We start from the raw sequence: 14,433 nt of genomic DNA, 5'->3' as shown, positions 1-14,433 counted from the left end.
CTTTACTTGAGTTTATGCGCGCATTCGCCGCAAAACACATCATCGGATGCGACCGGTGCCTTGCAGCTTGGGCACTGCAGGCTGTCAACCGGCGCGGCGGCCGGTGCAGCGGCAGCGGCTGGCGCGGCGGGGGCGCTCGCCTGCTCGGCCAGGGCACGCGCGCGCTCGCGCGCTTCCTCGGCTTTTTTCTTGACCGTGGCCAGGCCGTCGTTCAGGCTCGCTTCCGAGGCGCTGAAATCGACATTGCGCGTGGCGTCCAGGTAAATGATGCACACGCCCTTGGTAAAGATCAGGCCAGGCACTACGGCCGCGGCCGCCATCAGCAAGCCGCCGCCCAGGCCGGCTGCGACGATGTAGCCAGAACCGGAGCCGCCACGACCCAGGCCCGCAGCCAGCGCATACATATTCATCTCGCCCAGGCTGAGGATGCCAGCCGACATGCCCGTGGTGAGCGACACGCCGGTACCGAGCACGCCAAAGATCAGCAGGGCCACAAACGCGGTGATCAGGAACAGCAGCACTTCCAGCAAGATCACGGACACCAGCTTGGTGCGCACGATCTGGTTCAGGCGGGCAATGATCTGGAACACGCTGGCGCCCGACCAGGCGGCAGGGCCGGCCAGCGGCAGCATCACGTAAAACAGCGCAAACACCAGCACGCCCAGCACGATGGCCGACAGCGGGAAGACGACCGCGTACAGCACGGGGCCGAGCACGGGGATCTTGCAGACGAACAAGATGATGGCGATGGCGATCATGGCCGCCAGCACGATCAGAAATTCAAGGAAGACGACCGCGATCAGGCGGTGGCTCGTGTACAGCGAAACGAGCACGGCATCCACCAGACTCATGCCAGGCTGGCCTTGCGCATCGCGCATCAGCAGGATGCCCACGGCATTGGAACCGTAAAACATCACGAGGAAAGCCATCAAGCCGCCCAGGAAGGCCAGCAGCGCACTGCTCATGCCGCCGGCAAGCATCGTCAGCACGCCACCGACGAGCACGGCGCCGATGAAGGTCAGGGCCAGCAAGGCAATCGCGCGGAAGTTCCTGATGGCGTCGGTCGCTTCGATCAGCGAGCCCACGGCGGAAGAAAAGGGAAGAGGTTTAGCTGCTTCTGTGGAAATGGTCATGTCTAGCCTGAAAGGGGGAAATCGGAAGGGGACGGCCTGCCTGGCCGCCCCGTGGTAGCACGGTGTTAGTAGGCCTGCGCCAGTTGCAGCTCGGATGCCGGCGCCTGGCGCTGAACGATCTGCAGCTTGACGTCCTGGCCACCGACGCGCTTGCTATTCAGGTACAGGGCCGTGCGCACCGGGTAAATGCCCTGCGGCACACCTTCGGGCATGGGAATCGAGAAGCCGCCCTTGTAGGCGCCGCTGCCGTTATTGCTGCTGACCACCTTGCGCACGGTTTTGATCAAGTCGCCATTTGGCTTGTACAGGCTCAATTCCTCTTCCACCAGCGGGTTCGGATCGCGCGTGCCGGCCGCCACTTCGATATACGAATTGGTCTGCGCCTTCTGGCCCGGACGCACGGAGGACGGCGTAAAGCCCGTCTCGTATTTCACCAGGGTCGACTGCTCGGGCAGCTTGCCCTTGTTGGCCACCTTGTAGTCGGTCTGCACCTGCTGCGCCGTCTTGACTTGCTGGCTTTGATAATTCAAGGCCACGCAAGCGAGCGCGCCCAGGCTGGCGCCCAGGGCCGCGCCGCGCACGGTATTGTTGCCGCCGCCCAGCAAGCCGCCCACGACGGCGCCGATGCCGGCCAGCATGGCCGTATTGCATTCGCCGCTGGCCGCTTCCGTGCCGGCGGTGGTGGTATTGCCGGTGGCGCCAGGGCCGCCCGGCGCGGCGCAACCGGCCAGCATCGAGGACACGACCAGCATCGCCACCAGGGGCTTGGCCATTTGTTTCAGGTTTTTCACGTTATTCTCCGGAAAGATCAATCAATAGGAATGGAAGGCAAGCAGCGCGGCTTACTCGATCTGGATTTGCGACAGCGCCTTGTCCTGCGCTTCTTTCGCCTTGCGCTTGATGTCGAGCGCGTAGCGGTTGCCAGTGTCCATGCGCAACACGGCATTCGCGTTGGCAATGGCACAGTCGTATTTGCGCTGGCTCATGCAGTGGCTCGCTTCCGACAGGCTGTCCGTGATCACGCTTTCGAGACCGGAAGGCTTGCTGACAGGCGCGGCCGGCGGCGTCACCTTGACGGGCTTGGCGGGTTTTTCCGCGACAGGTGCCGGTGCCGGCGCTGGCGCCGGAGCAGGAACCGGTGCGGGGGCTGCCGCTGGCTCAGGCTCAGGCTCGGCAGCAGGTGTCGCGGCATGGTCGGCCGTCGTGGCGCCATCGAGCGCAGGGTCGCTGATGGCCAGCGGCTGCTCGGCAGCAGCCGTCGTGTCGTCGGCGGGAAGCGTCGGCGTGGGGACTGGCGCGGGTTCGGCAGGCTTGGCTGACAGGTAATAGTATCCGCCTGCCGCACCCACTACCACTACCGCCGCGACGGCTGCGACGATCAGCTTGATGCGGCTGCCACCGGCCGGGCTGTCGGATGCCGCTGCGGGCGCGGAAACAGGTTCCGCTGCGGGGCCAGGATCGGCACGGCGCTTTTCCAGCACTGGCGCTGGCACTGGGGCAGGCTCAGGTTCCGGCTCAGGCACGGGTATGGATGCAATGACGGGCTCAGTGACGGGCTCGATTAGCGGCTCGATCACGGGGGCGATCGCAGCCTCGATGACCGGCTCGATAACGGGTGCGATGACCGGCTCGATGACCGCTTCCGGCAGCGGCGGCGGCGCCGCTGCGGCAACGGGCGCCACGGCAAAGCTGAATGCGCACTTGGGGCAGAACTTGGCATCCGGCTTGCAATCATGGCCGCACTGGCCACAGGATTTGCCCGGCGCGGGGGCGGCGGCGGCAGGAGCAACGGCAAACGTCGTGCCGCAGGAAGAGCAGAATTTTGCGCCCGGCTTATTTTCGGCCTGGCAGGAAAGGCATTTCAATTGGCATCTCTTTTCATCTAAACGCTGGAAGGCGCGTACGCTGGCGCTTGCCAGAATGGCAGCATTGTTGCCGTACGGCTAAATATTCAACGAGTATATTTTCAAACACCAAGTTGCCACAAGGGAAAATTGCCTTTTGCTCTATTCAATTTTTAAATATTGGTAAAAATTCTGCTGCCCCCACATTTTTGCGCCCCATCCTGGTGCGCAGATAACAAAAAACCCGGCAACGCTGTGTGCGTTGCCGGGTTTTCAGGCGATGCCCGGGATGCCGAGGACGGTTTACTTGCGTCCGCCCCGTGCCGGCGCGGCATGGCCGCCCTTGGCTGGCGGCTTGCTGCCACGGCCCATCGGCACGGCGGCAGGCTTGGCCTTCGTCTTGATGGTCGACAAGATCGATGGACGCACCTTCGATTCGACGGCGGTCGCCTTCGGCGCCGCGGCCGTGCCGCCCAGGGCGATACGGTTCTTGCCCGGCGTAACCTTGAACTTGTCCGGTGTGCCGGCGCCATGCGTCTGGCGGCTGCGTTCGCCGGCGGCCAGGCCGCCCGACTCGGACGAGGTCCAGGCAGGAATCAAATGCTTGTCGCCATTGCCGATCAAGTCGCCACGGCCCATGTTGACCAGCGCTTCGCGCAGGATCGGCCAGTTGGCCGGGTCCTGGTAGCGCAGGAACGCTTTGTGCGTGCGGCGGATCTTGCCGCTGCGCGCCGTTTCCACCACTTCCGAGTCCGCCGTAACCTTGCGCAAAGGATTCTTGCGCGTGTGATACATGGTCGTCGCCATGGCCATCGGCGTGGGCATGAAGGTTTGCACCTGGTCCAGCTTGAAATTGTTTTTCTTCAGCCACAGGGCCAGGTTCAGCATGTCCACGTCCGTCGTGCCCGGATGGGCGGCGATGAAGTAGGGAATCAAATACTGCTTCTTGCCTGCTTCCAGGGAGAAACGGTCGAACATTTCCTTGAACTCGTCATACGCGCCGATGCCGGGCTTCATCATCTTCGACAAAGTCCCCTCTTCCGTATGCTCGGGCGCGATTTTCAACAGGCCACCGACGTGGTGCGTCACCAGTTCCTTCACGTACTCGGGGGAACGCACGGCCAGGTCGTAGCGCAAGCCCGAGCTGATCAAGACTTTCTTGATGCCGGGAATGGCGCGCGCCTTGCGGTACAGGGAAATGAGCTTGCTGTGGTCCGTGCCCAGGTTGACGCAGATGGACGGGTACACGCAGGACAGCCGGCGGCACGAGACTTCGATCTCTTTTTCCTTGCAGGCGAGGCGGTACATATTCGCCGTCGGGCCACCCATATCGGAAATGGTGCCCGTAAAGCCTTTGGTTTTATCGCGGATATGTTCAATCTCGCGCAGGATCGACGGCTCCGAACGGCTCTGGATAATGCGGCCTTCGTGCTCCGTGATCGAGCAGAAGGTGCAGCCGCCGAAGCAGCCGCGCATGATGTTGACGGAGAAGCGGATCATTTCCCAGGCGGGAATATGCGCCTTGCCATAGCTCGGGTGCGGGGCGCGCGCATAATTCATGTCATACACGCCATCCATCTCGTCCATGGCCAACGGCAGCGGCGGCGGGTTGAGCCACACGTCGCGTTCGCCGTGCGCCTGCACCATGGCGCGCGCATTGCCGGGATTCGATTCCAGGTGGAACACGCGCGAAGCGTGCGCATACATGACGGGGTCATCCTTGACGACGTCGTAGGCGGGCAGGCGCACCACCGTCTTGTCGTGCTTTTCCTTGGCCATGGCCAGGCGTTCTTCGCGGCTCATGATGCGGATCGGCTTGATGACTTCGGCCGACTTCGACGCATTTTCCGTGGCGCAGGCGGTCTTGTCTTCCTGCACCATCTCGTACGGGCTGTAGTGCGGATCGATCTTGCCGGGCACGTCGACACGGGTGGAATTGTGCACGCCCCAGTCGTCGCCAGGCAGCCAGCCGGACGGCACCATGAAGGCCGTGCCGCGCAAGTCGCGGATATCCTTGATCGATTCGCCGGCAGCCAGGCGGTGCGTCAGGTCGACCAGCGCCCGCTCGGCATTGCCGAAGATCAACAAATCAGCCTTGGAATCGGGCAAGACGGAACGGCGGACCTTGTCCGACCAGTAATCGTAATGGGCGATGCGGCGCAGCGACGCTTCGATGCTGCCGATGACGATGGGCACGTCGGGATACGCTTCGCGCGCGCGCTGGGCGTACACGGTGACGGCGCGGTCCGGGCGCTTGTTCGGTTCCGCGTTCGCCGTGTAGGCGTCGTCGGAGCGGATCTTGCGGTCGGCCGTGTACTGGTTGACCATGGAATCCATGTTGCCGGCGGTAATGCCGTAGTACAGGCGCGGCTTGCCGAGGATGCGGAACGCGTCGGCCGACAGCCAGTCCGGCTGGCTGATGATGCCGACGCGGTAACCCTGCGCTTCGAGCAGGCGGCCGACCAGGGCCATGCCGAAACTCGGATGGTCGATGTAGGCGTCGCCCGTGACGAGGATGACGTCGCACTGATCCCAGCCCAGCGTGTCCATCTCGGCACGCGACATCGGCAGGAAAGGCGCCACGGCAGCGCGGGCAGACCGCTTGGGAACGGTCGCAAATAAATTGGTAGGGGAGCTCATAGGGTACGGATTGTACCGGAATTGGCCATTTCCAACCTGACGGCCTGCTTTTTACTGTTGGATTTCAGTACAAAAAACGTTTAATTTTCAATTACTTGGGAGAAAGAGGCCCTTGGGGTCAGACCCGGCGGGTCTGACCCCAGATGTTGCTTTAGGGTTAAATTAAATACCCATATTGGCTAGAATCTCACCAAGTTCTCGCAGCGCCGGCTCCAGTTTCGGATGCTTGACGGCAAACTTGGCCGACAATTCCTGGCTGCGCTCGGCCAGCCCATAGGTGGTCGACTCTTCTTCCTGCTCCTGCGCGGCACGCTTTTCCATCAGCAACTTGATGTCGACATCGAGTTTTTGCAGCAAACCATGCAGTTCTTCATCGACGGGGCCGCTGGTTTCCAGCGTCGAATGCAGTTGTTGCAGCGATTCCTTGAGTTTGCTATCCATGTTTTTTCCTGTCAGTCAGTAAATTGCGTGTCCAGGAACAGCTGTTCCACCTTGCTCCTGGCCCACGGGGTCTTGCGCAAAAACTTCAGGCTCGACTTGATGCTGGGATCGCTGATGAAGCAATTGATATCGATGTGCTTGGCCAGGCCGTCCCAACCGTAGTGGGCGTGCAGGCGCGTCACGATACCTTCCAGGGTAATGCCATTCAAATCTTGCTGACTCATATACTCTTTCGACTGCCTTCTTGTTTACATCTTACTCAATTCTACGCCGCCGGCACGGAAAGCTTGCGTGCGCCAGGTCAACGCAACGCAAGCTTCTGATGGGGACGTCTTACTTGGCGTTCAAGCCACGGCGTTCCAGCAATGGTTCCACGGTGGCATCACGGCCGCGGAAGTCGCGGAACAGCTGCAGCGCATCGACACTGCCACCGCGCGACAGCAATTTGCTGCGGAACCAGTCGCCATTCTTGCGCGTCAGGCCGCCGTTTTCCTTGAACCAGTTGACCGATTCCGCGTCCAGCTTTTCCGACCACAGGTAGGCGTAATACGCCGCCGAGTAGCCGCCGGAGAAACTGTGCGAGAAGTAGCTGGTGCGGTAGCGCGGCGGCACGGGCGCGTAATCGACGCCCGCATCCTTCAGCGATGCCGCTTCAAAGGCCAGCACGTCGGTCGGAACCTGGCTCGGCGCCAGCTGGTGCCAGCGCTGGTCCAGCAGGGCCGCCGACAGGTATTCCGTCGTCATGAAACCCTGGTTGAATTTCTTCGCCGCCGTCACCTTGTCGAGCAACTCCTGCGGCATGGCCGCGCCGCTCTGGTAGTGCTTGGCATAGTTTTGCAACACTTCCGGCCACACGGCCCACATTTCATTGACTTGCGATGGATACTCGACGAAGTCGCTCGGCACGCTGGTACCGGCAAAGCGCGGATATTTCACGTTCGAGAACATACCGTGCAGCGCATGGCCGAATTCGTGGAACATGGTCGTCACTTCATCGAACGTCAGCAGGGTCGGTTGGCCGGCGGGCGGCTTCGGAATGTTCAGCTGGTTGGCGACGACGGGATGCGTGCCCATCAGCATCGACTGCGACACGTATTCATTCATCCACGCACCGCCATGCTTGTTGCCGCGCGCATAGAAGTCGGCGATGAACAGGGCCAGCGGCTTGCCGTTCGCGTCCAGCACGTCGTAGACGCGCACGTCCGGGTTGTACACCGGCAAGTCCTTGCGTTCTTTGAAGCTGATGCCGTACAACTTGTTCGCGGCAAAGAAGACGCCGTTGTTCAGCACGCTATTCAATTCCAGGTACGGTTTCAGCTCGTTTTCATCGAAATTGAAACGCTGCTTGCGCAGCTTGTCCGTGTAGATGGCCCAGTCGGCTGCTGCCACCTGGAAACCGCCCTTCTCGGCATCGACGATTTGCTGCAGGTCGGCCGCTTCGCGGCGCGCATTGGCAACGGCCGGTTTCGCCAGTTCCGACAGCAGGGTGTTGACGGCCGTGGTCGTCTTGGCCGTCTGGTCTTCCAGCGAGTACGCGGCGTAGTTGGCGTAACCGAGCAGGGTGGCCCGTTCGGCGCGCAGCTTGGCCAGCTTCAGCACGATGGCGCGGTTGTCGAACTCGCCGCCCTGGCTGCCGCGGTTCAGCGACGCATCCATCAGGCGCTGGCGCGTCTTGCGATCCGTCAATACCGCCAGCGGCGGCTGGCCGCTGGTGTTCACGAGGGCGATGACGAACTTGCCCGTCAAGCCGCGCTCCTTGGCTGCCGTGGCGGCCGTATCGATATCGCTGTCCGTCATGCCGGCCAGCTCAAGACGCGTGTCGACGACGATGCTCTTGGCATTCGTTTCCTTCAGCACGTTTTGCGCGAAGGCCGTTTCCAGGCCCGCCTGTTCGGCGTTATAGGCTTTCAGTTTTTCCTTGTCCGCATCGGACAGCTTGGCGCCGGCGCGCACGAAATCCGTGTGATAGCGTTCCAGCAGGCGCAAGGATTCGGCATCCAGGCCCAGCTTGTCGCGCTTGGCGTACAGGGTGTCGATGCGGGCGAACAGTTTCGGATTCAGGGTGATGGCGTCGCCATGCGCGGCCAGCTTCGGCGACACGTCCACTTCCACCGCTTCCAGCACGCTGTTCGTGTTGGTCGACGTCATGTTGCTGAAGATGCTTTGCACGCGGTGCAGCAACTGCCCCGTGCGCTCGAGAGCCACGATGGTGTTCTCGAACGTGGGCGCCTGGCGGTTGCTGGCGATCGCGTTGACTTCGGCCAGCTGGCGTTTCATGCCTTCGGCAAACGCTGGCGCATAGTGTTCATCCTTGATCAGGCCGAACTGCGGCATCTGGAATGGCAGCGGGCTCGCTTTGAGCAGGGGGTTCTGGGCGCTGACGGCAGCAGCAGGCGCGGTTTTTGCAGTGGCGGCAGCCATGGCGGATGGGGCGGCGTGGGCCAGCATGACGCTGGCGGCGATGACGAGCAGTTGTGGACGGATCATGACATCTTTCAGGAAGCGCGGGAAGAACCGCGATCGCGTCGCGGGCCAGTGGCAGATCATAGCAGTCTGTCACACAGGCGTCATCCAACATGGGCGATCCTGTGGTGCATCACGCCAACTGCGCGGTTTACCACGGTTTACGAGCAGAATCGCCAAATAAAAATGGCCGCCCGTTGCGGGGCGGCCATCGATATTCAGCACCGGCCAGGCCGGTGACGGGGGATTACTTGGCGTTCAAGCCACGGCGTTCCAGCAGCGGCTCGATCTTCGCATCGCGGCCGCGGAAGTTGCGGTAGATGTCGAGCGCATCGGCGCTGCCGCCGCGCGACAGCAGTTTATTGCGGAACCAGTCGCCGTTCTTGCGCGTCAAGCCGCCGTTTTCCTTGAACCACTCGACCGTGTCGGCGTCGAGCTTTTCCGACCACAGATACGCGTAGTAGCCGGCCGAATAGCCGCCCGCGAACGCATGCGAGAAGTAGGTGGTGCGGTAGCGCGGCGGCGCCGGGGCGAAATCGACGCCCGCGTCGCTCAAGGCGGTTTTTTCAAACGCCAGCACGTCGGTGGGGATCTGTGCCGGGGTCAGCTGGTGCCAGCGCTGGTCCAGCAGGGCCGACGCCAGGTATTCCGTGGTTTTATAGCCCTGGTTGAAATTGTCGGCCGCCGTCACTTTCGCCAGCAGCTCGGCCGGGATGGCCGCGCCCGTCTGATAGTGCTTGGCGTAGTTTTGCAGCACTTCCGGCCACAGCGCCCACATTTCATTGACTTGCGACGGGTATTCGACGAAGTCGCGCGGCACGCTGGTGCCGGCAAAGCGCGGGTATTTCACGTTCGAGAACATGCCGTGCAGCGCATGGCCGAATTCGTGGAACATGGTGTTGACTTCGTCAAACGTCATCAGGGTCGGCTGGCCCGCTTCCGGCTTCGGAATGTTGAGGTTATTCGCAATCACCGGCTTGCGGTTCAGCAAGGTCGACTGGCCCACGTAGGCATTCGCCCAGGCGCCGCCGCGCTTGTTGCTGCGCGCGTAGGGGTCCAAGGTAAAGATGGCCAGCTGCGTGCCGTCTTCATTGAAGACGTCGTACACCAGCATGTCGGACGTGTAGACAGGCAAGTCGGTGCGCTGCTTGAAGGTCAAGCCGTACAATTTACCTGCGGCAAAGAACACGCCCTTGGTCAGCACGCTGTGCATTTCAAAGTACGGTTTGAGTTGATTTTCATCAAAGTTGTAGCGTTCGGCGCGGACCTTATCGCTGTAGAAGGCCCAGTCGGCGGCGCCTACCTTGAAGCCGCCTTTGCCCGCATCGATAACCTTCTGGATATCGTCCGCTTCACGGCGCGCATTGACGACGGCCGGCTTCGCCAGCTCGCCCAGCAAGGCGTTCACGGCCGTGGTGTCGTGCGCCGTCTGGTCTTCCAGCGAGTAGGCCGCGTAGTTCGGGTAGCCCATCAGCGCGGCACGTTCGGCGCGCAGTTTTGCCAGTTCCAGCACTTCCTGGGTGTTGTCGAACTCGCCGCCACGGCTGCCGCGCGCTTGCGAAGCGGCCATGATGCGTTCGCGCACGGCGCGATTGGTCAGCAACGACAGCGGCGCCTGGCCCGTCGTGTTGACGAGGGCGATCACGTATTTACCGTCCAGGCCGCGCTTCTTGGCCAGGCCGGCGGCCACTTCGATGGCGGCCGGCGACAGGCCGTCGAGCTCTTCGCGCGTATCGATGACGACGGCCGACGCGTTCAATTCTTTCAGCACGTTCTGTGCGAACTTGGTCGACAGGGCAGCCAGCTGGCCGTTGTAGGCGCGCAGCTTTTCCTTGTCCGCCGCCGACAGTTTGGCGCCCGCGCGCACGAAGTCCGTGTGATAGCGTTCCAGCAAGCGTTTCGATTCCGCATCCAGGCCCAGCTTGCCGCGCTTGGCGTACAGGGTGTCGATGCGCTTGAACAATTTGTCGTTGAGCATGATCGCGTCGCTGTGGGCCGCCATTTTCGGCGCCAGTTCGCGTTCCAGGCCCTGGATCGTGTCATTCGTGTTCGAACCGGACATGACGGAAAACACGGTGCGCACGCGGCTCAGCAGCTGGCCCGAGCGTTCCATGGCCACGATGGTGTTGTCGAAGGTGGCTGCTTTCGGGTTGTTCGCGATGGCATTGATTTCCGCCAGGTTGGCGGCCATGCCTGCCGTAAAGGCCGGCGCGTAGTCGGCGTCCTGCACCTTGTCGAACGGCGGGTAGTTGAATGGCAGGCTGCTGGCTTGCGCAAACGGGTTCGAAACGGGCAGCGCCGCGGCTGCGGTAGCGGCGGTGGTTGGCGCGGTGGTGGCGGTCGCGGCAAAAGCGGCTGGCGCCAGCATCAGGCTGGCGGCGATGACGAGCATTGTTGGACGGGTCATGTCTACTTTCAAGGAACGCAAGAGAGCCGCGATTGTGTCGCGGGCCAGCCTGAAATAATAACAGCCTGAAACACTTGCGTCACCAGCAACTACCGATGGTAGCGCGCCCGCCAGTAATGAACGGTTTTCATGCGTCCCGCATCACGATGCCGATTTAGTAATGCGGCGGGCGTTCGTTGACCAGCCCGCCATTTGCCTGTTGCGCCCCGTCGCGCACGTGCTCGCCCAGCTTGTGCAGCATGGCTTCCAGCTGGTCGATGCGCTTGCCCTGCTGGTACACCATCTGGTTCAGCGACTCGACCAGGTCTTCCTGCTGCGCCAGCTTGATTTCGATATCGACGAAACGTATTTCCATCTGTTCTGCATTATCCATGGTGCTTCTGCTCATTTCTGACTGAAAGCGGCATTCTACCGCCGCAGCGGCGTGCGCCAGGACAAACTCCGTCCATTCGCCGCAGTCAGGCACCGATTTCTGTTGATTCTTCCTGCATGGGTTCAAGCCGCTTGACGAATGAGAACAAACGATTACAATGGTTGAACCAACACCAACACCAACACCAACCGAGCCACTGCTGATCGACACGCGCAAGACGGCCGAATACCGGCGCTGGGAAGATTCCCTGCACGATGTGGCGGCCGCCGCCATCGATGCGCGCATCAAGCATTTGCAGCACGGTAAAAAGGGCGACTGGCGGCCAGTGGGCGAAGGCGTGTGCGAACTGCGTTTTTTACAGACGGGACCGGGCTGGCGCGTGTATTTTCATGAAACGAACCGGGGCACCCTGATCTTGCTGCTGTTGGGCGGCAATAAATCCAGCCAGCAGCGCGACATCAGGCAGGCGCAAGCGATCCTGCGGGAGCTGAAAGCCCGGCAGGCGGCCCTCAAGAAAGCAGCGGCAAGTCCCTCCACAGGAGCACGAAAGAAATGAACCAGGATATCAACGATGACGGCTTCGACCTCGACGACCTCGACGCGCTGGGCCTGAGCAAATTTGACCCGACACAACACCTGACCAGCAAGGCCGCCGTGGCCGCCTACATGAGCGAAATCGTCGCCACCGGCAATGCCGAACTGTTCCAGTCCGCCATGAACGACGTGGTGCGCGCCTACGGCATGGGCAAGGTGGCGGCCCGTGCCGACATCACGCGTGAAGGCGCGTATAAAGCCTTGCGCGAAGGCAGCAAACCGCGCTTCGAAACCATTTTAAAGATGCTCGATGCGCTGGGCATGCAGCTGGCCATCGTGCCGAAGGCCACGCCGGACGGCGCCGCGGAAGCCTGAACGCCGCTTACACTTTCGGCGCGGCCAACAGCGCCTTCATGCGCGCCAGCCGTTCTTTCGGCGAAATCACTTCCGCTTCCGTGGGCACGGCGTCGCCCACGTCGAGTTGCATTTCCTTGATGAAACGCGACGGGTCGCAATGCACTTGCTCGCCGGCCCGCTTGCGCTTCTTGCACCAGGTGACGTGCAAGGTGCGCTGGGCGCGCGTGATGCCCACGTACATCAAGCGGCGCTCTTCCTGGATGCGCGCGGCGATGGTTTCGGCCGGCGCATCCGCGTCGCCCTTGTGCGGCAAGATCCCCTCCTCCACGCCGACCAGGAATACGTGCGGAAATTCCAGGCCTTTCGACGCGTGCAGGGTGGACATGCGCACGGCGTCCTGCTCCTCGTCCTTGCCTTCCAGCATGGTCATCAGGGCCACCATCTGCGTCAATTCCAGCACGTTCTTTTCTTCGCCGTCGCGGTCCTTGCCGCCCCGGCCCCGTTCCTTGAGCCAATTGACGAATTCCAGCACGTTCTGCCACTTGCTTTGCGCTTGGCGTTCCTCGAAGGCATCGTACAGATACGATTCGTAGTGGATTTCCTTCATCATGTCGTCCAGCACTTCGGCCGCGTTGTCGCCGCTGCCGGCCGCACCCGGGCGGCTGGCGCGCGATTCCAGGTCGTTGATGAAGTTGCAGAAGTCGCGCAGCGGCCCCAGTTGGCGATCCGTCAGCTTGGCCTCGATGCCGCCTTTAAAAACGGCCTGGAACAGCGAGCACTGCCACTGCCCCGAAAACGCGCCCAGGACCTCCAGCGTCGACTGGCCCACGCCCCGGCGCGGCGTCGTCACGGCGCGGATGAACGCCGGATCGTCGTCTTCGTTGGCCAGCAGGCGCAGGTAGCTGATGATGTCCTTGATCTCGGCCTTGTCGAAGAAACTCTGGCCACCAGAGATCGTGTACGGGATGCGTTCCTTGCGCAAACACTGCTCGATGATGCGCGCCTGGTGGTTGCCCCGGTACAAAATCGCGTAATCGGAAAATTTGTTTTTGCGCTCGAAATGGTCGGCCGAGATCATGATGGCGACCTGCTCCGCCTCCTGCTCGTCCGTCTGCATGCCCAGCACCTTGATCGGCTCGCCCAGGCCGTGCTCGGACCACAGCGACTTTTCAAACAATTTGGGATTGTTGCCGATGACGGCATTGGCCGCATTGAGCACGCGCATGGTGGAGCGGTAATTTTGCTCCAGCTTGATCACGCGCAAATCGGGGAAATCCGTCTCCAAGGTCTTCAGGTTTTCCACGGTGGCGCCGCGCCACGCATAGATCGCCTGGTCATCGTCGCCCACGGCCGTAAACATCGGCTTCTTGCCGATGCCCGTCACCATCAGTTTCACCAGTTCGTACTGGCACGTGTTCGTATCCTGGTATTCGTCGACGAGCAGATAGCGCAAACGGCGCTGCCACTTGTCGCGCACGGGGCCGTTGTTGCGGAACAGCTCCACCGGCAGGCGGATCAAGTCGTCGAAATCGACGGCCTGGTAGGCGGACAGCGTTGCCACATAGCTGCGGTAGATGCGCGCCGCATTCGCCTCGTCCTCATCCTTGGCTTGCGCCAGGGCCATATCCGGATCGATCAGGCCATTTTTCCACAAGGACATGGCGTTCTGGATGCCACGGATCACCTGTTTATCGGTGGTAATGGCGAGATCTTGCACGAGAGAAAAACAGTCGTCGCTGTCCATGATGGAAAAGCGGTCCTTCAGCCCCACGCCATTGGCTTCCTGGCGCAGGATTTTCACGCCCAGCGAGTGGAAGGTCGACACCGTCAACTGCTTGGCCTGGCGCGGCTGTTTCAACAGCTTGGCGATGCGTTCCTGCATTTCCAGCGCCGCCTTGTTGGTGAAGGTCAAGGCGGCGATGGTGCGCGGGTCATAGCCCCGGTCTTCGATCAGATGGGCGATCTTTTGCGTGATCACGCGCGTCTTGCCCGAGCCGGCGCCCGCCAGCACCAGGCAGGGGCCGTCGAGGTAGGTTACCGCTTCGCTTTGGGGCGCATTCAGACCGAACTGTGGTGCTTTGGACATCAGGGTATTTCCGCAGGGAACAGCAGCCCATTGTAACAGCGTCGCGCTCGCCTTTTGCACGCTGGCGCATGCCCGAAAAACAGGCAATGGCATTGATATATCGCCATATGCCGCCATCTGGGCCGCTGCAATGCGTGCGGCGATGCCACGCCTGG

12 protein-coding genes and 1 pseudogene are annotated in these 14,433 nt (G+C 61.7%); 2 read left to right on the top strand and 11 right to left on the bottom strand.

The window, feature by feature from the left end; translation table 11 throughout:
- Positions 1–2: 2 nt before the first annotated feature.
- From VPH40_RS27210 to VPH40_RS27165, 10 genes and pseudogenes are all read right to left on the bottom strand, one after another.
- Entirely contained in the window at positions 3–1,133 is a 1,131-nt protein-coding gene (locus VPH40_RS27210) for a zinc ribbon domain-containing protein (protein ID WP_328574975.1), read from the bottom strand.
- Between the two features lie 65 nt (positions 1,134–1,198).
- Positions 1,199–1,924: a hypothetical protein gene (locus tag VPH40_RS27205; protein ID WP_289900538.1), complete on the bottom strand. Its 726-nt coding sequence runs from the start codon at positions 1,922–1,924 to the stop codon at positions 1,199–1,201.
- A 51-nt stretch (positions 1,925–1,975) separates the two neighbouring features.
- The gene (locus VPH40_RS27200; RefSeq protein ID WP_328574974.1) at positions 1,976–2,626 is read right to left on the bottom strand and encodes a hypothetical protein; all 651 of its coding nucleotides are present in this window, start codon (positions 2,624–2,626) and stop codon (positions 1,976–1,978) included.
- A gap of 264 nt (positions 2,627–2,890) precedes the next feature.
- Positions 2,891–2,998, bottom strand: a pseudogene (locus VPH40_RS27945) (zinc-ribbon domain-containing protein); the annotation flags it as partial.
- Positions 2,999–3,280: 282 nt separating this feature from the next.
- Positions 3,281–5,542: a YgiQ family radical SAM protein gene (locus VPH40_RS27190; RefSeq protein WP_289900575.1), complete on the bottom strand. Its 2,262-nt coding sequence runs from the start codon at positions 5,540–5,542 to the stop codon at positions 3,281–3,283.
- A 237-nt stretch (positions 5,543–5,779) separates the two neighbouring features.
- Positions 5,780–6,058, bottom strand: a complete 279-nt coding sequence (locus VPH40_RS27185) for a DUF4404 family protein (RefSeq protein WP_034753883.1) — start codon at positions 6,056–6,058, stop codon at positions 5,780–5,782.
- Positions 6,059–6,069: 11 nt separating this feature from the next.
- Positions 6,070–6,282: a VF530 family DNA-binding protein gene (locus VPH40_RS27180; RefSeq protein ID WP_070219603.1), complete on the bottom strand. Its 213-nt coding sequence runs from the start codon at positions 6,280–6,282 to the stop codon at positions 6,070–6,072.
- Positions 6,283–6,391: 109 nt separating this feature from the next.
- On the bottom strand, positions 6,392–8,545 hold the full coding sequence (locus tag VPH40_RS27175) for a M3 family metallopeptidase (RefSeq protein ID WP_328574972.1): 2,154 nt from the start codon (positions 8,543–8,545) through the stop codon (positions 6,392–6,394).
- A 223-nt stretch (positions 8,546–8,768) separates the two neighbouring features.
- Positions 8,769–10,913, bottom strand: a complete 2,145-nt coding sequence (locus VPH40_RS27170; RefSeq protein ID WP_442906696.1) for a M3 family metallopeptidase — start codon at positions 10,911–10,913, stop codon at positions 8,769–8,771.
- A 169-nt stretch (positions 10,914–11,082) separates the two neighbouring features.
- A complete protein-coding gene (locus tag VPH40_RS27165) occupies positions 11,083–11,301 on the bottom strand; it encodes a SlyX family protein (protein ID WP_046683207.1) in 219 nt (72 codons plus the stop codon).
- A 157-nt stretch (positions 11,302–11,458) separates the two neighbouring features.
- Between VPH40_RS27165 and VPH40_RS27160 the strand changes: the two genes are divergently transcribed.
- Positions 11,459–11,857, top strand: a complete 399-nt coding sequence (locus VPH40_RS27160; RefSeq protein ID WP_328574970.1) for a type II toxin-antitoxin system RelE/ParE family toxin — start codon at positions 11,459–11,461, stop codon at positions 11,855–11,857.
- On the top strand, positions 11,854–12,210 hold the full coding sequence (locus VPH40_RS27155) for an addiction module antidote protein (protein WP_328574969.1): 357 nt from the start codon (positions 11,854–11,856) through the stop codon (positions 12,208–12,210). The genes VPH40_RS27160 and VPH40_RS27155 overlap by 4 nt, the downstream gene beginning before the upstream one ends.
- A 7-nt stretch (positions 12,211–12,217) precedes the next feature.
- Here the strand turns inward: VPH40_RS27155 and VPH40_RS27150 are convergent, their stop codons facing one another.
- Positions 12,218–14,278: a UvrD-helicase domain-containing protein gene (locus VPH40_RS27150; protein WP_077398209.1), complete on the bottom strand. Its 2,061-nt coding sequence runs from the start codon at positions 14,276–14,278 to the stop codon at positions 12,218–12,220.
- Positions 14,279–14,433 lie beyond the last annotated feature (155 nt).

Origin of the sequence: Janthinobacterium sp. P210005 (assembly GCF_036231865.1) — a bacterium.
GTDB classification, from domain to species: domain Bacteria; phylum Pseudomonadota; class Gammaproteobacteria; order Burkholderiales; family Burkholderiaceae_D; genus Janthinobacterium; species Janthinobacterium kumbetense.
The sequence above is the reverse complement of the archived record's forward strand: the minus strand, read 5'-3'. Positions and strand labels throughout refer to the sequence as shown.